The sequence below is a fragment of the Parabacteroides sp. AM58-2XD genome, assembly GCF_003463685.1.
GTDB classification, from domain to species: domain Bacteria; phylum Bacteroidota; class Bacteroidia; order Bacteroidales; family Tannerellaceae; genus Parabacteroides; species Parabacteroides segnis.
In genome coordinates this window covers 1-19,264 of the sequence record NZ_QSDP01000122.1, presented here as the reverse complement: position 1 = coordinate 19,264, position 19,264 = coordinate 1, and the positions used below count along the sequence as shown (strand labels likewise).

Annotated in this window: 13 protein-coding genes and 3 pseudogenes; 5 read left to right on the top strand and 11 right to left on the bottom strand. The window is 47.7% G+C overall.

The features are described from left to right. Nucleotides 1–1,812: pseudogene (locus tag DXA15_RS21715) on the bottom strand (helicase-related protein); the annotation flags it as partial. Nucleotides 1,813–2,632: 820 nt separating this feature from the next. On the opposite strand from DXA15_RS21715, the gene DXA15_RS21710 reads away from it, so the two are divergent. Genes DXA15_RS21710 through DXA15_RS21700 form a run of 3 tightly spaced genes read left to right on the top strand, consistent with a single transcriptional unit; the run spans nt 2,633 to nt 5,742 of the window. Further along, the gene (locus tag DXA15_RS21710) at nt 2,633–4,600 is read left to right on the top strand and encodes a TIR domain-containing protein (protein WP_128129201.1); all 1,968 of its coding nucleotides are present in this window, start codon (nt 2,633–2,635) and stop codon (nt 4,598–4,600) included. An 8-nt stretch (nt 4,601–4,608) separates the two neighbouring features. Beyond that, entirely contained in the window at nt 4,609–5,205 is a 597-nt protein-coding gene (locus DXA15_RS21705) for a TIR domain-containing protein (RefSeq protein ID WP_128129202.1), read from the top strand. 15 nt (nt 5,206–5,220) lie between these two features. After that, nucleotides 5,221–5,742: a toll/interleukin-1 receptor domain-containing protein gene (locus DXA15_RS21700; RefSeq protein WP_128129203.1), complete on the top strand. Its 522-nt coding sequence runs from the start codon at nt 5,221–5,223 to the stop codon at nt 5,740–5,742. A gap of 110 nt (nt 5,743–5,852) precedes the next feature. Here DXA15_RS21700 and DXA15_RS21695 read toward each other — a convergent pair whose 3' ends face one another. The 9 genes and pseudogenes from DXA15_RS21695 to DXA15_RS21655 form a co-directional block, all read right to left on the bottom strand. Beyond that, the gene (locus tag DXA15_RS21695) at nt 5,853–6,908 is read right to left on the bottom strand and encodes a tyrosine-type recombinase/integrase (RefSeq protein WP_128135409.1); all 1,056 of its coding nucleotides are present in this window, start codon (nt 6,906–6,908) and stop codon (nt 5,853–5,855) included. Continuing rightward, nucleotides 6,892–7,839 (bottom strand): tyrosine-type recombinase/integrase, encoded by a 948-nt coding sequence (locus tag DXA15_RS21690; RefSeq protein WP_128135408.1) that lies wholly within the window; start codon nt 7,837–7,839, stop codon nt 6,892–6,894. Before DXA15_RS21690 ends, DXA15_RS21695 begins: the two co-directional genes overlap by 17 nt. Continuing rightward, on the bottom strand, nt 7,836–9,047 hold the full coding sequence (locus DXA15_RS21685; protein ID WP_128135407.1) for a tyrosine-type recombinase/integrase: 1,212 nt from the start codon (nt 9,045–9,047) through the stop codon (nt 7,836–7,838). Before DXA15_RS21685 ends, DXA15_RS21690 begins: the two co-directional genes overlap by 4 nt. Nucleotides 9,048–9,174: 127 nt before the next feature. Beyond that, a pseudogene (locus tag DXA15_RS21680) lies at nt 9,175–12,859 on the bottom strand (N-6 DNA methylase); the annotation flags it as partial. Then, complete coding sequence (locus DXA15_RS21675; protein WP_004291461.1) at nt 12,849–13,436, bottom strand: DUF1896 domain-containing protein; 588 nt, start codon at nt 13,434–13,436, stop codon at nt 12,849–12,851. The pseudogene DXA15_RS21680 and the gene DXA15_RS21675, both read right to left, overlap by 11 nt. 27 nt (nt 13,437–13,463) lie before the next feature. After that, nucleotides 13,464–15,550: pseudogene (locus tag DXA15_RS21670) on the bottom strand (DNA topoisomerase). A gap of 60 nt (nt 15,551–15,610) precedes the next feature. Further along, on the bottom strand, nt 15,611–17,182 hold the full coding sequence (locus tag DXA15_RS21665) for a DUF3945 domain-containing protein (protein ID WP_004291455.1): 1,572 nt from the start codon (nt 17,180–17,182) through the stop codon (nt 15,611–15,613). Nucleotides 17,183–17,202: 20 nt separating this feature from the next. After that, nucleotides 17,203–17,553 (bottom strand): helix-turn-helix domain-containing protein, encoded by a 351-nt coding sequence (locus DXA15_RS21660; protein WP_004291454.1) that lies wholly within the window; start codon nt 17,551–17,553, stop codon nt 17,203–17,205. A gap of 3 nt (nt 17,554–17,556) precedes the next feature. After that, nucleotides 17,557–17,919 carry a helix-turn-helix domain-containing protein gene (locus tag DXA15_RS21655; RefSeq protein ID WP_004304264.1) on the bottom strand — a complete coding sequence of 121 codons (363 nt, stop codon included), beginning with the start codon at nt 17,917–17,919 and terminating at the stop codon, nt 17,557–17,559. Nucleotides 17,920–18,120: 201 nt separating this feature from the next. Here DXA15_RS21655 and DXA15_RS21645 point away from each other — a divergent pair, with 201 nt between their 5' ends. Together DXA15_RS21645 and DXA15_RS21640 are read left to right on the top strand one after the other, a co-directional pair. Next, nucleotides 18,121–18,420 carry a helix-turn-helix domain-containing protein gene (locus DXA15_RS21645; RefSeq protein ID WP_004291426.1) on the top strand — a complete coding sequence of 100 codons (300 nt, stop codon included), beginning with the start codon at nt 18,121–18,123 and terminating at the stop codon, nt 18,418–18,420. 31 nt (nt 18,421–18,451) lie between these two features. Continuing rightward, on the top strand, nt 18,452–18,757 hold the full coding sequence (locus tag DXA15_RS21640; RefSeq protein WP_004291424.1) for a helix-turn-helix domain-containing protein: 306 nt from the start codon (nt 18,452–18,454) through the stop codon (nt 18,755–18,757). Between the two features lie 77 nt (nt 18,758–18,834). Here the strand turns inward: DXA15_RS21640 and DXA15_RS21635 are convergent, their stop codons facing one another. After that, complete coding sequence (locus DXA15_RS21635; protein WP_004291423.1) at nt 18,835–19,197, bottom strand: hypothetical protein; 363 nt, start codon at nt 19,195–19,197, stop codon at nt 18,835–18,837. Nucleotides 19,198–19,264 lie beyond the last annotated feature (67 nt).

Sequence of the window (19,264 nt, the reverse complement as noted above, 5' to 3'; positions counted from 1 at the left end):
CTCCATCTCCAGCACCTCGTTCTTCGCCTTGTACTGGTCGATGATGGAGGGTATCCTCTCCATCGCGTTGAGGAAGTTGCGGGCGGCGGCCAACGGGTCAGCCATCGCCAGATGCCCGTTGTTGTAGGTGTACTTGTAGTTCCCCTCGACCACGAAGCGGTTGTCGGTGAACTCCAATCCCTCTTTGAGTATCCTTTCGCTCACCACCTTTATCGGAAAACCGTAAAGTTCACCGACCTGCGTGTACAACCCTCCGGTCGTGGCATTCTTGGCTATCTCCTGCAAACGCTTTCCGATGACCTTCTCATCGGCGGAATCCACTCCGTCCACCTTTATTATATTAAGGCGGTTGCCCTCCTTGTCGGTCTGCACCACCGACAGGAAGCGGTTCCAGTCCTCCGTCATGGCATCTATGAAAGCCGTGTTGTTGCGCAACTCGCCGGTCTTTGACTCCAGCTTGAACTCCGAATCACGCTTGCCCTTGTTGAACGACTTGCGTTCCCCTTCGAGCGATGCGATCCGCTTTTCCAGTTTCGCCTTGTCCAACAGGTCGGTATTGCCGGAGAGCAACGCCATGTATTCCGAGAAATTCATGCCCGATTTTTCGTCCATTGCCCCCTCGTCGATGGTACGCGCACCCATCGCACCGCTTTTGAGCTGGCTTATGAAAGTCTGCTTGCAGTGCAGGAGGTTGAACTTGTAGCTGTCCAGTGACTTCTCCACCGCGTAGATGATTACATCCACGTTGTTCCCGGCGAAATGTTTGGCAATCTCATTACCTGCCCTAACTCCGCGTCCGTCACGCTGTTGCAAGTCGGACGGTCGCCACGGCGTATCGAGATGATGGATAGCCACACACCGTTTCTGGGCGTTCACACCCGTTCCGAGCATAGAGGTAGAGCCGAACAGCACACGCACCGTCCCGGCGTTCATGGCGTCTATCACCGCCTTCCGCGCCTTGTCGGTCTTGCACTCCTGAATGAAGCGCACCTCGCTTGGCGGTATACCGTAGTCCTCCGTCAGTTTGCGCTTGATTTCCGAATAGACGTTCCACCCGTCGCCCGGCTGGTATGTCCCCAAATCAGAGAAAACGAACTGCGTGCCTTTCTGGGCGTCGTATTTTTGATAATACTCCGCGATCATCTTGGCACAGTGACTCGCTTTGTTGTCGGGATGATCTTCGTAATTCGGGTCTATCATGCGCATGTCGAGTGCCATTTTCCGGGCATAGTCCGTGGCGATGAGCATCTTCGCCTTTTCTTCCGTTTCCGAAAGCGGCAGCCTGCCCAACAAGGTGGCATCGCCCGTCTTGGCGAACTGCATCAGTTTCTGTATGAAGTCCTCCTGTTCCGGCGTGGGCGGTATATGGTGCAGTATCTCGTTCTTGGCAGGACGGTCAACGCCCACATCCTCCGCCGTGCGGTAGTCCGTGATTTCATTATAGAAGGCGGCAAGCTCCGGCACTTTGATGAAGTAGCGGAAACGCTCCTTCTGGACCACATTGTTCGTCACGTTAAATTCAAAATCCGTCGTCTTCTTGGCAAATATCGCCGCCCAAGCGTCGAAACACCTTATGTCCTGCCGTTCCAGCTCCTTCGGGCGCAGGTACTTGAACAGCAGGTACAATTCAGTCAGTGAGTTGCTGATAGTCGTGCCGGAGAGGAAGGTCGCACCCAAGTCTTTTCCTGTGCGCTCCTGTATGGTGCGTATGGCAAAGAGCATGTTAAGTGCCTTCTGGCTTCCCTCGCTGTTTCCCAATCCCGCCACACGGTCGTGGCGCGTGTTGAAAGTCAGATTCTTGAACTGGTGTGACAAATCCGAAATTTTGGATTTGAGCCATTATCAGAACTTTCTTATTTTTTCGTTTGATATTATAAATATATTGAAATTCAGTATCTTTCCTATATAATAAGTTCTGATTATTTTTACGGCTGTAATATGTAGGGTATAGAATATATTCTGTATCAATTTGGAGATAAGGCTGTAATGTAGATATGTATGTGCTCAATAGTCCTTTTCGTAAATTTGGATAACTTAATGATTCTTTTGATTGCATTTGGTCTCCTGTTTCTATAAGGAAACTGATCAGTGGAAGTTTCTCGTATTTGTCAAATAAAGTACATAGTTTGTTTTCTGTTTCCCGCATTCTAGGCTGTTGATCTCTGTACTAATTCTCCAGTGCAGTTGTGCAACTCCCATTCCAATCAACACCGAACATATCAAATTCCGCATAATACTTGTTAAGCAGACAATCTGACAGTTTTCATCCGCCTACTTTACACCTTTAATCTATTTGTGACAATTATATATTAAGCTGAATATCAGTTTTTTATTGTCTAGTGTTTTTTATAGAAGATGTTACTTTGACATATAGTTTTGAGTTTGTATGAAAAATGATATTTACTACTAATGAAGCAACTTTACATAACATAACCATATTTTGCATCGGAAATATGAGATAATTTTCTTTTTTATTGTATTTTTGTATTTGATACGCATGGAATTTTCATAATTCATGAGTTTAACCACCCATAATATTGAATGAATAATTCCACTGACATGTTGTATCTTAACATTTTAATATATATTTAAAACTCTAATTTAAGTATAAATCACTTCTATTTTTTGTTTTATGAGTTCTAATTTTAAAACACCTCTTTCTGTATATGTCTTGTATGACAAGGATAATACTAAAGGTGGCGAAACATATGAGAAAATTTATCATCTTCTGTGTCGTAATTCAAGTAGGCCTTTCGAAGATGGTCTTGATATACCAGTGTTTTTTCGAACAGATATATCCAATCAAATTACCCCGATAGATACAAACTTCAGTAATAAAACTATTGCAATATTACTGGTTGATGACAATATGTATTGTAATACTATATGGGGTGAGTATATAAAAGAATTATTAGTGAAACAAGCCAATGGGGCACTAAAAATATTTGCCGTCAAACTATCCAAGTATGCTTTCGATATAAACCCACTTCTTCAAGAAGAGCAGTTTATTTGTTTGAAAAATGAGAATATTGAAACTGATTGGCATGAATTCCAAATAAGACTTTATGATAATATTTTGCGCTATTTAAAGTCTTATAAAGTTGGGCAAAAGCTAAAATTATTCATTAGCCATTCCAAAAAGGATAAAGATCATTTAGGTGAATCTATGGCAATTTCTTTAAGAGATTATTTGCGCTCAGATACTAAACTCGATTCTTTCTTCGATGTTAATGATATTTTGGATGGTCATCAATTTGCCCAACAAATTCATTCAGGTATAGCTTCATCCTTATTAGTTATCATAGAATCTGATACATATTCAGAAAGAGAATGGTGTCGAATTGAAGCTATCTCTGGTAAGAAAAATAATGTGCCTTCAATATTAGTAAATGTATTGAATGGAGTTTCCTCTCGAACATTCCCGTATTTGGGCAATATGCCAAAGATTAGATTTAATGGTAAATGGAATGACGTAATTATCTTGCTTCTACGTACTGCGTTAGACCAATATTATGAGAAAGAATATCTTGAACAATTGGTAGTGAAGTGCGATTTGCAAAATACTTCTATTCTTCCTGTTCCTCCGGAATTAATGAATTTAATCAATGTTGAAGATAGTATTAAATCAATACTATATCCTGAACCACCGTTAGGCAGTGAAGAGTTAGAGGTTTTGAATAAAAATGGTAAGATTACAAGTTTTGTTACTCCAAGTCAGTTGTATTCAAATATGGATAAGATGCAAGATAAGAAAATAGCCATTTCTATTTCAGAAACTCCAGAGGCTTTAACTAAAGGAATCGGCAAAGCCATGTTTGATGATTTATCTGTTGAAATAGCTCGTCATCTGCTTGTTGCTGGAGCTAAACTGGTGTATGGAGGTGATCTTAGAATTGGTGGTTTCACAAAACTCTTATGCGATCTTTCATGTCAGTATGGTATAAAAGAAAAGTCTGCTCCAGATACAATCTATTTCACAAATTATTTTGCTTGGCCTATATTTAATAGACTCTTAAAATCTGACATTGCTGAATTTAAATACGACCGTGTGGAAATAGTAAAAACAGAAATTCCCAAAGGTGTGAGTGAGGAGGATAAGGGGAAGTTTTTAGAGCCGACTACACCAGACAAAATGTTTCTTTGGGCAAATTCTTTATCTATTATGCGTAAGGAGATGGAAGAAAATGTTAATGCACGTATCATTTTGGGTGGCAGAGTTGTCAATTTCAAGGGTCGTATGGCCGGTATATTTGAAGAGGCTATTTGTGCAATACAGAAAGAACATCCAATTTATTTATTAGGAGGATTTGGTGGAGCTTCTGCACAAATAGTGAAACTAATGAAAGGTGAAACTACAGCAGAAAAACTATTTGAAGAAGCAAAAAACAATGAGGATTATAAAAGTTTAATTGAATATTGCCAAATGAATTGTCTGCCAACGATAAATTATGATGAACTGAAGAAATTCGAAAATAATGATTATCAAATTCTTAGAAATGGACTTGATAAAGATGAAAATGAAATTTTATTCAATTCTATTAATATTCCCGAGATAATATCATTGATTCTCAAGGGAATTAATAAAGTATCTAACTATTAATATAAATTATGCATAAAGTATTTGTAAGTTTTCATCATGCCAATGACCAAAAATATAAAGAAGGTTTGGTTAGTTGGGCTGAAAAAAATAAAGTATTCATTGATGGCTCTGTTGACATGGGAGAGATTCCAGAAGATTGGGATGACCAAAAGATACGCGAATATATACGCGACGAACATTTGAAGGATACAACCGTAACAGTTTTGCTTGTAGGAACTGAAACAAAAAAACGCAAACATATTGATTGGGAGTTGTATTCAAGTATGTATGATGGTACGGTGAATAAAAAGTCTGGCATTATTGTGATATTGCTACCATCTGTTAAAAGTGAATATTATACATGCGCTTATAGTGGTGAGAAAACATTCTATCCAGAGACAACACAATGGGTGTCTGTTGATAGTCGAGAAGAGTATCATAGGCGTTACCCATACCTACCAGAGCGTATCATTGATAATTTGCTCGAACCCAATGCATTTATATCTGTAATCAATTGGGATAAACTAACCCCGGATATTTTGAGACAGATGATTGATAATGCATATAATGGTCGTACCATTTGTACTTATGATTTATCAAGGCCAATGCGTAAAAAAAATGGATAAGCAGAATAATTGATTATGGCATTAAATAGATTTTATTTAACCGAAAATTCCATTGCACAAAGAAGTGGTTTATGTATATTCATAAGCCACCAAAAAAGAGATTCGGACACTGCTAAAAAAATAGCAGACTATTTTATTACTTCTGGTATTGATGTCTATTTTGATGAATATGATACAAAAATAGACAGAACGAAACCTTACTCGGTTGTAAGTGCAATTAAGACAGGTATTAGAAATAGCACTCACATGTTATGTCTTTTATCCCAAAATGCATTGGATTCAAAATGGATCCCTTGGGAAGTTGGGTATGGATATGATAGAACAACTGTTGTAGGGTTAACATTAAAAGAAATATCACAATCAGTCCTACCCGAGTATCTTCAAATCGTTCCAATTCTAAGAGGTACAAAATCTCTGAATAACTTTATTTCGAATGTATTAAAACGAGAGGAATCAACGCTTATAAATGAGAGGAAATTATTTTCCGCATACCAATCTCAGCATCCTTTAGACTCTGTCCTTAATTGGGAACTCTAACATAACTTCCAGCAGGTACAATACTTTGCTGGAAGTTTATATAATATACCAAATAGTATTTGTATATCTTAATGAGTAAGAGGAAAACGAAAAAGTAAAGCTTTTCCTACTTAATTTATTTTTGTAAGTCCTAAAAGCATTTCAAGATTTGCTTTCCCTTCCTCTGTCTTCCACTTTTTTCTCATTTTCTTTTGATTTTCGCCTTCAAGGGTTTCCAAAGCTTTTTCTTCTTGTTTTGTGGTTATGTCAAGATATACCATTGTGGTTTGAATACTTTCATGCCCAAGTAAATATGAGATTTGGGCTATGTTCATCCCATTTTCAAGCCAGTGTGAAGCTTTGGCATGCCTAAATTGATGAGCATGTAAATCCATAGGAACATCTTGGCATCTTTCATGAGCCATTGTGGCATATTTTTTCAGCATCTTGTTCACGTTTTCAGCGGACATCGGGACATATATGCCTTTGCTCTTTGAACAGAAAAGTAATGCATTCGCATCATTCTGCTTCGGATGGTATTTGATAAGATACCTTTTCAAGTATTGTGCTGGTTTGGCCAAAAGAGGAATCGGACGTTTCTTTCTTCCTTTGCCAATGACTATTATGTGAGGTTTTACACAATCCATAACAATATTGCCAATTTTCAGAGTCAAAAGCTCGTTGATGCGCACAGCGGTTGAATACAGGAGAAGCATCAGAGTGTAATCACGAAAGCCTATAGTACTCCCTTGATTAGGTATGGACAACAATACATCAACAGCCTGTTTACTGAGCCCAGTGACCTTTCTTTTAGAGTTTTTCTCATTTGGAACATTTTCCGCTTGTAAGAAAGCAGACATGTAGGATATATCTCTAAACGACAAATATTTCAGAAAAACGCGCAAGGCTGACAGTCTCACATTACATGTTGCAGGACTACACCCCCTATCTTCCTTTAACCAAGTAATCCACTCTATTATATATTCCATACAGAAACATTCTACGCTTAATGTTTCTGGTGTAGTGCCTTTTACGACTCTGAGGAATTCTGCATAGAGTTTCACGGAGACCTTATAATTTCTCTTTGTGTGAGGACTGCATGCCTTGATTGAAGGCACATAGTGTTCGAGCCAGTCATGCAGATAATCAGCTATCTGCATTGCTTGCGGATTAATCTTCTTTTTCATCTGTCTTTAATTTTAATAATTGATTCTCTGTATATTCCATTATATCAGAAATCGCTGGGGTCAAGGAATAATAAGCCAGCGTGCTCTCTATTTGCCGGTGTCCCATGCTCTTGCTTAGAACCAACAATTTGTCATGGATGGCAAATCCTTGGTGTGTCCAGCTGTTTATGTTCTCTATGGCATAGTTGTGCCTTAGCTCATATGGGATAGCATAGGATGAATTACAACTTTGCCACAACACCCGGAAATGATACGTCACCCAAGCTGGAGTGTGGGGCTTGTCATCCAGTGTCGGAAAGAACATCCTACGGTGTGGGACTAACTTGGATATTTTTTTATCATAAGTGCACATCAGAGCCAACATTGTATCATGGAGAACGACATAATGTTGGTCATACCCCTTACCACGTTTAATTGAAACCACACCATTTTCCAAGTTTACATCGTTACATTCCAGCAGAATGGCTTCAGTCGTTCTCATTCCGGAACTGTACAGTAAGCGGAAGAACACCGGTAGTGTCATGCGTTGGATAGCGGCAAGCCTGCCATGCCTTGGCTTAATGTTATCGCAAACATCGAAGAAGCGTTTCAATTCCCCGTGTGTGAAAGAATGTGGCGTATAAGTCCTTGGTACAGACCTTGGTACTTGTGGCAAGTTAATCTTCGTCATTCCACGTTTGTTCATGTATTTGATAAAGTCCAAAACAGGATAAACACGTGACACGCAAGAGTTGGTGCATTCAGATGAACGTTGCTTGCACCATCTGTCTACGATTTCTTGGGTAAGTTCGGTCTGTTCTGGATATTCCCTTGCACAAAAATGGTCGAAAAGTATTACGTTCTTGACATAGCTATGGCTATCACGCCCGGAAGCTTTACGATATTTCACGTATCCTTCTATTACTTTGGAGAGAAACGAAATCGTTTTCATCCGCCAAACACCCCCTTTCCTATGGGAAAACACTCTATGCTCAATGAACACTCCTTCAGCCTTTTGAACTCCGCGCTAAGGTAGCAGTCGAGAGAATTAGGTGACGCATGGCCGAGGGCTGCGCTTATAACTGGTTGCTGCACACCTGACTGCAACAGAGATGTCGCTACATAGTGACGGAACAGATGTATGCTCTTTCTCTCATTTGCACCTTGTCTTATTCCTGCCTTGTACATGACTTTTGAACATATAGCATCAAGGTTACTTGTGTGGAGTCTTCTGTGTGGCACACGCACAGTGAGAAATACATATGGTTCCCGGCATTGGGGACGTTCATTGAGCAAGTAATCATAGATAGCGTTTCCGACAACGGCACGAAGCGGCAATGTAAGTGGCTGTCCAGTTTTTGTCTGCGTGATTTTTATCAGATCGTGTTCCCAATCGAAACAGTTGAGTGTGAGTGTTGAAATGTCGCTCCCTCGTAGTCCTGTATACATGGCTAAGGTTATGATGGCTTTGTCTTGCAGGGATATTGTGAGGTCGTTTTCCAGCGTGTACTTGATTGCAGCCAATTCTTGTCCTGTGAGGTACTGGATGTTCTTCCGCTTGTTTGGTATGGATGGCAAATATGCGATTATCCGTTCAACGGATTGACCATAATGAGGCAAACAGGCCTTCAGTCCATATTCCACCGAATATCTGAGTGAATGGCTTTTCCCGGATTTCCCATCTTGCGAGAACACTTCCAATACTGCATTCTCGGTTATTGCCTCAAGTGAGCATACACCCATTTCTTGCAGATGGAAGAAAAATGAGGATAGCGCATACTTTACGTTTGTTGATGATTTGCAACGTTTGCCTACCACGTTGAAAGCCATGTCCGTTACATTCCTGTATTCTTCGCCAAGCAATTCGTAATGGTGAGGTTTGATGTAGTGTTTGCATCCGTCGGGTAATAATCCATTCTCGATATATTGGCAGATTACACGTAACAGGCGTACCTTGTTTCTGCAAGTATACTTGTTGGACCACAATTCTTTTAGTGTCGGTTCAACATCGGTGAGACTCTTCCATTTGTAATGTTCGGAATTGCCCGATAACCATTCAGCCATTTTCTTCACATAGTCTATGTACATGGCTGAATAACCTGTGTCTTGTAAATAAGAAACAAGCCCTTTGACTTTTTCATTCAGATTAAATATGTCCATAATCGCATCTTGTTTGAATGTTATTCTACAATTATAGACGGAATATAATCAGAACTGATTAAGACTCAAAACAAATGATTGCTAAACAATTGAATAATTTTATCGGAAATTCCTAAAAGTTCTGATAATGGCTCTCATCTATGAAGATGTGGTCGATGCCCATCTGCTTGAAATCCACCACGTCGTCCGTGCGTGACTTTATGGCGTGTTCCACCTTCTCCAGCTTCGCTTCAAGGTTGTGCTTGCGCTTCTCCAATCCTTTCAGCATCGCCCGCGACACGTTCTTTCCCTGCTGCCGTAGCACTTCGAGGTTTTCCTCCACCGTGTCAAGCTCTGCTTGCAGGATGCGCTGCTGCAATTCCGGCGACTGCGGTATCTTGCCGAACTGGTCGTGCGACATGATGACGCAATCGTAGTCGTTGTTCTTTATATTATTGAAGAAGCGCACACGGTTGGCGGTCGAAAAGTCCTTCTCCGAAGCGTACAGAATACGTGCGTTGGGATATGCCGCCTGATAGGTGGCTGCAATCTCCGCAACGTTGGCTTTCAGCCCGATAATCATCGGCTTGTGTGCCAAATTCAGACGCTTCATCTCATGCGCGGCGATGCACATTATCAGCGTCTTACCGGTTCCCACCTCGTGGTCGCAAATTCCGCCGCCGTTCTGTTTCAACATCCAGACGCAATCCATCTGTGAGGGATAGACGCTCTTGATACCCCGGCTTGCCAGCCTTTCAGGTTGAGGTCGGGAAAGGTCTGATGGGAGCCGTCGTAGCGCGGGCGCACGAAACAGTTGAACTTGCGGTTATACATCGTCACAAGCCGCTCCTTGAACTGCGGCGACTGCTCTTCGAGCCATTCGGAGAAGCCGTTTCGTATCTCGTCAATCTTGGCGTTGGCGAGTTGTATTCCCTCGCTGTCGCGCATCTTGATGTCGTTGCCATGCTCGTCCTTGCCGATGGACTTCATCATGTCAGGGCAGGTGTTGTGCAGGGCGTGTTTTAGGAGGTGCATACCGTCATAGTTCCGGTAATACCCCTTCACCAGAAACTCGTCCGTGATTTTCATGGTGCGGTAGCCGCACACCACCGAAAACTCGTCCATGCTTGCGGAATAGGCGATTTTCACCTCCGTGTCGAACAGCCGGCTCATGTAGGCGGCATAGACACCCGTCGGAATCCAGCGTTCCCCGAAATTGAAGTCCAGATCCTCGAAGGCGATGCGCTGCGGCTCGGCATCTTTCAGAGCCTCCAACGCCTGCTTCACCTCCGGCATACGCTCATTTTCGGGATTGTCACCCATCCATGCCTCTATGCGTTCCGCTTTCTCTATGACATTTCCGGCGATGAAACGGTCTTTGATTTCGTAACCGGTCACGAGCGGATTGTAGTAGATGCGCCCTTGCAGGGCAGTGAGCAAATCCTCCGCCGTGCTGTCGGTTATCTCCCGCATATAGTCGAGATTGACCGTACCATATTTGTTGAGCGACGCAGACAGGGCTTCTTCGGGAGAGCCTACGTTGGCATGGCTCTCCACCGCGAAGGAAACAGGATGCTCGAAGATGTCCGCCTTGACGAACTTTCCGTTTTCCATCCGTTCCAGCGAAAGGATGTCGCGCCCGCCCGCATCCATCATCACTAACTTCACGTTCTGCTTGGCGTTGAGGTTGCCGTAGCGCATGACAAACTCATCGTAACAGGTATTCAGATGCTCTCGCCACGGAACATTTGCCTCGCGCCGGAGCGATTCATAACGGTACAGACGCTCGTAGGCGTCACGCAGCGACACATACAACAACGCCTTTTCCTTCTGGTATCCTTTCAGGTCGAGCGGCTGGAATGTCGCCCCGTATGGCGTGATGTCTTTCAGGTAGCCGATGTTATGACGCCCCCGGTCAGCCACCAGCGACCCTTCGCGCAGGTGCATCTCCGGCGTGCGGTGGTAGGCACGCGGAGAAAGGTCCACGACTTCCTCCTTCGGCTTTTCCGCTTCGATGTCGGGGAAAAGGAAAGTCCCCACCGCTTCCGATGGGGTATCTGTAACGGCAGGTGCGGCGACTGCCTCCGGCTGTGTTTCCTCCTGTCGTGGCTGCTCACGGGAAGTTTCCGGCACGGCTTTCACTTCCGTCTTTTCCGCCACTTGTTTCTCGTTATGCTGCCTTGCCAGTTCCCGAAGTTCTTTCCTACGCTCCGGCGTCAAACCCATCATCATTTCATAGAAACCGTTGATGGGAGGATTGGTATCCCAGTCCAGTGTGGCATAGATGTCGTCCGGGTCGGCAGGCTTGGCGGTGTTCTCCGCTTTCACCTCCTTATTCTCCATTGCGGGTTTTGCAGTTGGAGCTGTCGGTGTAACCGTGACTTTCGGTTTGGGCGGAGTGGACTTTGCCGTAACTGCCTTTTTCACCGTCTTTTTCTTTTTGGAGGTTTTCGGTTGGCTGACCTCTTCCGTCATCCCCCAGAGGTCAAGCAGGGTGAGCTGCACGCCTGCGGAATATTGCGGGCGCGGTTCTATCTCCGGCTTTTCATCTGCGGGTTGCGGCTTTTCTGTCGGAGTTTCCACCGTCTGCGCCGAGGATACTGTTTCCAATTTTATGGCAGGACGCTCTACTTTATTTTGAACGGCAACTTTTTCTTCCGTTCCTGCCTGCCGGATTGAACCCGAATACAAGCGCATGGCAAGCCTGTAATGGAAATCCTCGTCGAGCATACGGCGCAAATCCCCGGCGATGCCTGCTGCCTTGCCCTCGTGCAGATAAACCATAGCGGGCTTCCCGTAGGGTCTGTGTCAAGTTTCGCCATCGTATGCACGATGCGTTCCGGGTGGTGGATGAAATAGGCGTTGTCGGTCAGGGCGGTTTTCGTGTCCGTCTGTATCACGGTCATCAGCCGCTCGTCCTGCGACATTTCCTTCTTGCTGAGGTTCTTTTGCAGGACAATCAGGTCACTGCCCACCTCCGTGCCCGCGTTGTCCGTGAACAGGTTGTTGGGCAGGCGTATCGCGGATACCAGATTGGCCTGACTGAACAGCTCGTTACGCACGGAGGTCTTGGTGCTATTCAATACCCCTTGCGAGGTGATGAACGCCACGATACCGCCGTCACGCACGGCATCCAGTCCTTTGAGAAAGAAATAGTTGTGGATGGTTTTCTGGGCGGAGCGTCTGCCGAAAGAGTCGCTCCGCTGAAACTCCGCGTCGAACACGGCAATGTCACCGAACGGAATGTTGGACACCGCCAAGTCGAAATAATTGTTGAACGGTCTTTCGATTTTCTCAAAACCGCAGGTGCGCATTTTCTGGTCGGGATAGAGATGCCTCAAGATTGTACCCGTGAGCAGATCCTTCTCGAAAGCCATCACATCCGCATTGGGGCTGTGCCGCAGCATGGAATCCACGAACACGCCGACACCTGCCGACGGTTCGAGCATACGGGCGGGGCGGACGCTGTAATCTGCCAGCACGTCCGCGATGGTGTCGGTTATCTCTTTGGGGGTGTAGAAAGCGGTCAGCACGGACGCTTTCAGCGAATCCACAAACCGCTTGTACTCTGTTTCGTCCTTGCTGTTCTCACGGATAAGCCTGTGCAGCTCCACCGTCGGGGCGAACAGTTCGAGGTCGGATTTCGCCCACCGGACGGCATCCGTCAGTTCCTTTGCAGGGTTGAGGATACATTTCAGACCGCCGAAACCGCAGTACCTTTGAAGTATGGCACGCTCTTCGGTTGTCGCTGTCCTATTTTCCCTGTCAAGGATGAATGCCGTCCGTATCGCCTCGATGTTGTCCCGCAGTTTCTGTTTGCGGTTAAACGCCATATTCGTCTAAGTAAAGGACGGTTGCTCCCGTCAGCTCCGTGTAGAGCAGGTCGTAATCGGAAGACAGGGCGAAATTGTCATCCGAGAGGTCATAGACGGAGAACACGTTGCCGACAAGCGGCAGCAGTTTCAGGACAAAGGCTTCACGCTTCTCTTCCGGCACTTCATCGGCAAACTCGTTTTCCACGACTTCGCGGAGGATGGCGTAACGGGAATAATGCAGCCCGCGCAGCAGCGTGTCCATCGCCAGTTCCTGCGCACCATCGGCGGGATAGCCTTCAAGCCGTGCCCTCTCATACGTTTCGGCGGCACGGTCGGCCCGTTCCCGTATGAAAGCGGTGTCGTCAGCCTGTTCAAACTTGTTCGTGCGGAGATAGTCCAGCAGGTACAGACCGTAATAGGAAAAGTCGGTCTGACCCTCGTTTTTCTTCTTGTTGTTCATTACTTTGGATTTAGCGGATTGATAATTAACGGGATAATCGGTTGGAAAAAGGAAGAAAAAGGCACTCGGTATCCCTCCGAGTGCCACCACTAAATCCAAAGTATGAGTGTAATCCGGTATCGAAGAACAATTCATTACTCTGAACAAGTGGCAAAGTTAATACTATTTCTTCCGTCCTGAAAATTTCTTGTCCTTTTTAGCCTCCGGGAACACAAAAGTCGTGTTATATTCCCCGTCAAAGGCGACAACAGCATCGAAACTCTTGCCCTGTTTGCTCTTGAACCCTTTGAGCAGCTTGGTATGCCCTTCGGTGAGCAGGTCTTTGATTTCATCGTCGGACAGGGTGCGTCCCGCTTTCAGCCGGAACACGGGCAGTCCGCACTCCGTGTTGTCGCAGCGTACCACCTTGCCGTAGAACCGCATCCTGCCCGTGCCACACTTGGGACACGCGCAGCCGGAGTCACGGCTGCCGAAGAGCTTGTCGCACGAGATCAGTTCGGAGGTTATCTCACGTGTGTACGCCTCTATCTCCTTGCGGAAGGTGTCGTCGGACAGTTCCCCGCGCTCGATACGCGCCAGCTCCTTTTCCCATTCGCCCGTCATGGCAACATCGGCGATGCGCATCGTCTTGACGACGGAATTGAGGGCAAGTCCTTTTTCGGTGGGAACAAGCGACTTCTTGCAGCGTTCCATGTAACCGCGCTTGAAAAGCGTTTCGATGATGGAGGCGCGTGTGGCGGGAGTACCGATGCCACAGTCCTTCATCGCCTGCCGCAGTGCGTCGTCCTCAATTTCCTTGCCCGCCGTTTCCATTGCCGAGAGCAGGGTGGCTTCGGTATGCAGCGGCTTGGGTTTGGTCTTTCCTTCGGTAATGGACGAGCCTTTCGGTGTCAGCGTGTCGCCTTCCTGCCAGCCGGGATGGTAATTTCCTCTTTTTCCTCGCCATAGACGGCACGCCATCCGGTTTGCTTCACGACGCTGCCTTTTACGGTAAACTCCACTCCGGCACATTCCGCCGTGACAGTGGTCACATCCTTGACGCATTTCTCAGAGAATGCCTCGACCATGCGCCCGGCAATCATCTGATAGATGGTATTGTCCTCTTTGGAGAGGAAGAGCGGTTTCTCACCCGTGACGAGCAGGGCATGGTGGTCTGTCACCTTGCCGTCGTCCACGCTGCGGCGTGTCGGGGCGGCTTTTGCCCGCACCTTGTCTTTCCATTCGGGCTGTGTGCCGATGAAAGCGAGCAGTTTGGGAATTTCGGCAAACACGTCTTCGGGGATGTAGCGGCTTCCCGTTCTCGGATAGGTTATCAACTTCTTTTCGTAGAGTTTCTGCGCGATTTCAAGCGTCTGTTCCGCCGTGAAGCCGTGCTTGGCGTTGGCTTCTTTCTGGAGCGTGGTCAGGTCGTAGAGCAAGGGAGTTTCCTCCGTCTTCTCCTTGCGCTCGGCTTTCGTGACAGTGGCGCAACCTGCCGCCTTTACCTTATTATATAGTTCCATCGCCGGTTCTTTCTCTTTCCATTTCTCGGAGGATGAGAATTTCACGACTTCGCCGTCGCAACCGTCCGTTGCGATATGGAGCTGCCAGAATGCTTCGGACGTAAAGCGGCGGTTCTCCCAGTAGCGTTCACATACCATAGCCAACGTTGGTGTCTGCACCCGCCCCACGGAATACGTGCCGTGTCCGGCGGCGATGGATAACGCCTGTGTGCCGTTGATGCCCACGAGCCAGTCGGATTCGCTCCGCGCTTTGGCGGCGAGGTAGAGGTTGTCGTATTTGCTGCCGTCTTCGAGTTTCCGCAGTCCCTCGCGGATAGCTTTGTCGGTGAGAGAGCTGATCCACAGGCGCACGAAAGGAGTGGTGCAACCCGTATAGTGGTAGAGGTAGCGGAAGATAAGCTCTCCCTCGCGTCCGGCATCGGTCGCCACGATGATATGTTCGCTTGTGTCGAACAGTCTTTTGATGACTTTTATCTGCGACACCACGCCGCTGTCGGGCTTGTAACCTTTCTCCGTCCTGACCTGACGGGGGACGAGCGTGAATGTGTCGGGAATAATCGGGAGGTTGTCACGGACAAATCCGCGCACGCCGTAGCCGTCGGGCATGGCAAGCTGAACGAGGTGTCCGAATGCCCATGTCACGGCATAACCGCCTCCCTCGAAATATCCTTCCTCTCTCTTTGTCGCGCCCACGATGCGGGCGATTTCACGTGCCACGGAGGGCTTTTCTGCAATGATTGTCTTCATGTCTTCTTCTTTTTTGTTGATACTTTGGATTTTATTTTGGATTCAGTGGCGGACACGGGATTACATTTTCATGCCCTTGCCCGTTTTCTTCTGCGGCTTCTCCTGCTGCTGTTGCTGGCGGGCGTCCTTCGGGTTGGTCTGACCTTTCTGCAACGGCTCTCTCAGATTCTTTGTAGCCTCGTTGGTCTTGCCATCGTTGTTCACCGCCACCTGCGTGCGGCTCTCGTTGGACGGAGCAACCTGCTGTGCATTGTCAGGGTTCGTGTCGTAGCGGTACGGGCGTCCCTTCTCCGGGTTGAACTTGATATACATCGTGGCATGGAAGCCCTGCTTGTCGGTCACGTTCTCCAGCTTCACGGCTTTACCCGCCACATAGTCGGCTTTCTGCTGGTCGGTGAAGCTCACGCCGCTCCATTTGCTGATGGGGCGGATGCTGCCGTCCTCGTTCGTCCACGTGTTGCGGCGTTGCTCCTTCTTGGTCTGTGCGGCATTTTCCCCGCCCTGCGCCTGACTTTTCGATGTGTCGCCTTTGGTTTCCTGTGTCTGTGCGGTACGGGGCGACTTGCCGGTTCCCGGCACGAACTCCACGCCGCGCTGCTCCACGTTCACTTGCAGGGTGGTGACGAACTTTCTGCCGTCGTTGCGCTCGATGAGCTTGTCGCGTACGGGCAGTCCGGCGCGGAGCATGTCCCGCTCCTGCGTGGTGATTTCCGTCTTGCCGATGCGCTCCGGGATGCGCACCCTGCTTGCCGGAATGTCCGTGATTTCATTCGTCTTGCGGTCGATGCTGATGTAGGAGGGGATGATCTCGCCCGTTTCCCTGTCCACAATGTCCACGACCCTACCGAGATTGCCCGTTTCGCGGAGGTTCTTCCGGTCATTGTCGGAGAATTTGTGTTCCTTGTACTCATCCAGCTTCTGCTCCTTGCGGATGAAGTGCGGCACGAGGCTGATGTTTCCCTCACCGTCCTTCTTGAAGGAGAGGCGGGCGTCCAGCTCGAATGATTCGCCGCCGAAGGTCGGTTTGACCTTTACCAAGTCGGACTTGCCATAGTTGAGCATCTTCGTAAGGTCGCCGGACTTTTCAAGGTTGTCCCGCTTTACGCCCCATCTGTCCTCCAGCTCCTGCCAGTTGATTTTACTCTCGTCGATGGGCTGGTAGCCACGTTTGCCCTGCATCTGTTCGGATTTGTCCTGTTGCTGTTCTTTCCGTTGTTCCATGTTCTCCTGTTTTTGAGGTTCTTGTTTCTCTGTCTGTTGTGCTGCCATCTCTTCCTGCACCTTCTTCTCATAGTCGGAGGTGTCCACCTTGTGAGGGGCGAGCAGCTCCTTGTTCGCTTCGGGGTCTTTCAGCAGTTGCTTCATCACCTCTAAGAGATTTTCAGCTTGGTCTGCCGCAATGCGGTAGAAACCGAAGCGGCTGGGTTCCTTGCACTGCCGGAAGAAGTTCTTGAAGAAGTTGTCCAGCACGTCGCCATGTCGGTCGAATTGCAGGAAACTCTGCGCGTTCTCCGCTTTTGCGGGGGTGCGCTTGGGTGTGCCGTCCGCGTTCAGCCCGGCTACCACGCTGATCTCGCCTGTCTTCTCGTCACGGACTACCAGCACGTCCTTTTCGTCTTTTTTCTTTGCCATCTGAAAAATGTTTTAATGGGTTATTTATGAAAGAAATTATGGATACGAGCCTTGTAGAAGGCTATATCTTCCTTTTTGAAGTCCTTGATATGGTTGGAAAGGAATGTCAGCACGTCCTCCTCGCTGTAATAGGTCTTCTTGCCCAGCGTCTTGTAGGGCAATGCGCCTACGCTGCGGTAGCGTTGGAGGGTGCGTTTGCTTATCTGGAGCAACATGCACAAATCCTGATTGTCGAAAAGGCGGATGCTTTCCGTGATAGTGGGCTGTTTCCCCTCAGCCTTCATCGCCAGCAGCAGTTCGTCCTGACGGTCGAGCCGTTCCATCAGCTTCTGCATCCAGCCCTCGAAGTTGTTTCGTGTGAGCAGTTCCATGACCTATGTCCTCCTTCCTTTTGGTTTGCCGCCCGTGCGCAGCGTGTGGTTGTGGAACAGGGTGTCTATTGTCCCTTCCTCGTTCCTTACTGTGTTGTCCTCCAATAGCCGCAGTATCTCGGAAAGGCGGTAGCGGCAGCTTCCGCGTACCACCACATACTCGATACGGTGGTCGGTGCGCATACGCTGCATGGTGCGCTTGCTCACGTTGAGCATCTTCGCCGCCTGTGCCGTGTCAAGCAGCTTGTCTTCGGTTTCCCGCTTCCGTTTCTTCTCGTCCCTTGCCTCGCGGATGTACCCTGCGATGTTCGCAATCTGCGCCATCATCTCCTTGTAGGCGGAACTTTCCATTGTTATCACTTTCATGTTCAGTCCTTTCTTTTTGTTTCTGCGACAAAATTCGGCAATAAACAAAAGGGGCTTTAACAACTCACTACGTGACTCACGTAAGATTTTTGCGGAAGATGGCTCCGTAACCCGGTCAAACGGCGCAACAGGCAGCCTTTCAGCGGAAAACGATACGTCTTGTATGCCGTTTCGTTACCTTTGCGGCAAACTCTAAATGACATGAATATGGAAATAGTATCTATCGAGAAAAAGACTTTCGAGATGATGGTGGCGGCATTCGGCGCACTCTCGGAGAAGGTCGCCGCCCTGAGGCGCAAAAGCGACACGGGGCGCATGGAAAGATGGCTCACGGGCGAGGAGGTCTGCGGGCAGTTGAGAATAAGCCCGCGCACGTTGCAGACGCTGCGTGACAGGCGGCTTATCGGCTACTCGCAGATAAACCGCAGGTTCTATTACAAGCCAGAGGAGGTGAAGCGGCTGATACCGCTTGTCGGCACGCTCTATCCGCACGGCAGATGATTTGATTTATTCACCCACTGAATCCGAAGTTATGATGAACGAGAACAACGATGTTTTTACGATGGAAGACGAGCCGATAGCCTCTGTGGTGCAGGATATGCGCAAAGGCTCGAAATGGCTGTCCGCATTTCTGGAAAGCTACCGTCCTCCGCTGGACGGGGAACGTTACCTGACGGACGGCGAGGTGTCGGAACTGCTCCGTGTGAGCCGGCGCACCTTGCAGGAATACCGCAACAACCGCGTGTTGCCCTTCATACTTTTGGGAGGGAAGGTGCTTTACCCGGAAACGGGGCTGCGCGGGGTACTGGAAGCGAACTACCGCAAGCCGCTGGAGTGAGGCGGTTTCATGAAAAAGTAAACGGGTGACACCTTTTGTGGTGCTACCCGTTTACTTGTCTTATGGGGTATGTGCAATCAGCAATACCCGGCTTTTCCGTTCTGTATGAACATCACGTATGTCTGCCGTTTCTCTTGTGAGAGTGCCTTTCCCACCAGCCATGTGCGGAACAGGTGGGTGTTGTAGGTATTCACCCTGAAAGCGACCGGGATGATGATTTCAAGGGCGTACACGTCCGCGTGCAGCCCGTTTTCAAGCTGCATGTAGCGGCACACCTCGTAGTCGTTCAGCACGTCCGACTTGCGGACGGCTCTGATGGCGGCGTTCACTGCCGGGACGGTCGTATGGAACAATCCGGCTATTTCGGTGGCGGTCATCCACACGTCGTTACCGGTTACGCTGACTGCCTTGTCCTCGATGATGATTGTGTCACGTTTCATGGCTTTTCTTTTTAGATGGTGCAACCTGCAAATTCCTCGACGCCGTTCAATCTTGCGGCAAGGTTCT

Bases quoted from the DNA above. Each gene is read 5' to 3' on its own strand.
- DXA15_RS21675 (WP_004291461.1), bottom strand. From the start codon at position 13,436: ATGAATTGTTCTTCGATACCGGATTACACTCATACTTTGGATTTAGTG.
- DXA15_RS21685 (WP_128135407.1), bottom strand. From the start codon at position 9,047: ATGGACATATTTAATCTGAATGAAAAAGTCAAAGGGCTTGTTTCTTAT.
- DXA15_RS21695 (WP_128135409.1), bottom strand. From the start codon at position 6,908: ATGAAAAAGAAGATTAATCCGCAAGCAATGCAGATAGCTGATTATCTG.
- DXA15_RS21660 (WP_004291454.1), bottom strand. From the start codon at position 17,553: ATGGAACTGCTCACACGAAACAACTTCGAGGGCTGGATGCAGAAGCTG.
- DXA15_RS21690 (WP_128135408.1), bottom strand. From the start codon at position 7,839: ATGAAAACGATTTCGTTTCTCTCCAAAGTAATAGAAGGATACGTGAAA.
- DXA15_RS21665 (WP_004291455.1), bottom strand. From the start codon at position 17,182: ATGGCAAAGAAAAAAGACGAAAAGGACGTGCTGGTAGTCCGTGACGAG.
- DXA15_RS21640 (WP_004291424.1), top strand. From the start codon at position 18,452: ATGATGAACGAGAACAACGATGTTTTTACGATGGAAGACGAGCCGATA.
- DXA15_RS21645 (WP_004291426.1), top strand. From the start codon at position 18,121: ATGAATATGGAAATAGTATCTATCGAGAAAAAGACTTTCGAGATGATG.
- DXA15_RS21705 (WP_128129202.1), top strand. From the start codon at position 4,609: ATGCATAAAGTATTTGTAAGTTTTCATCATGCCAATGACCAAAAATAT.
- DXA15_RS21655 (WP_004304264.1), bottom strand. From the start codon at position 17,919: ATGAAAGTGATAACAATGGAAAGTTCCGCCTACAAGGAGATGATGGCG.
- DXA15_RS21635 (WP_004291423.1), bottom strand. From the start codon at position 19,197: ATGAAACGTGACACAATCATCATCGAGGACAAGGCAGTCAGCGTAACC.
- DXA15_RS21700 (WP_128129203.1), top strand. From the start codon at position 5,221: ATGGCATTAAATAGATTTTATTTAACCGAAAATTCCATTGCACAAAGA.
- DXA15_RS21710 (WP_128129201.1), top strand. From the start codon at position 2,633: ATGAGTTCTAATTTTAAAACACCTCTTTCTGTATATGTCTTGTATGAC.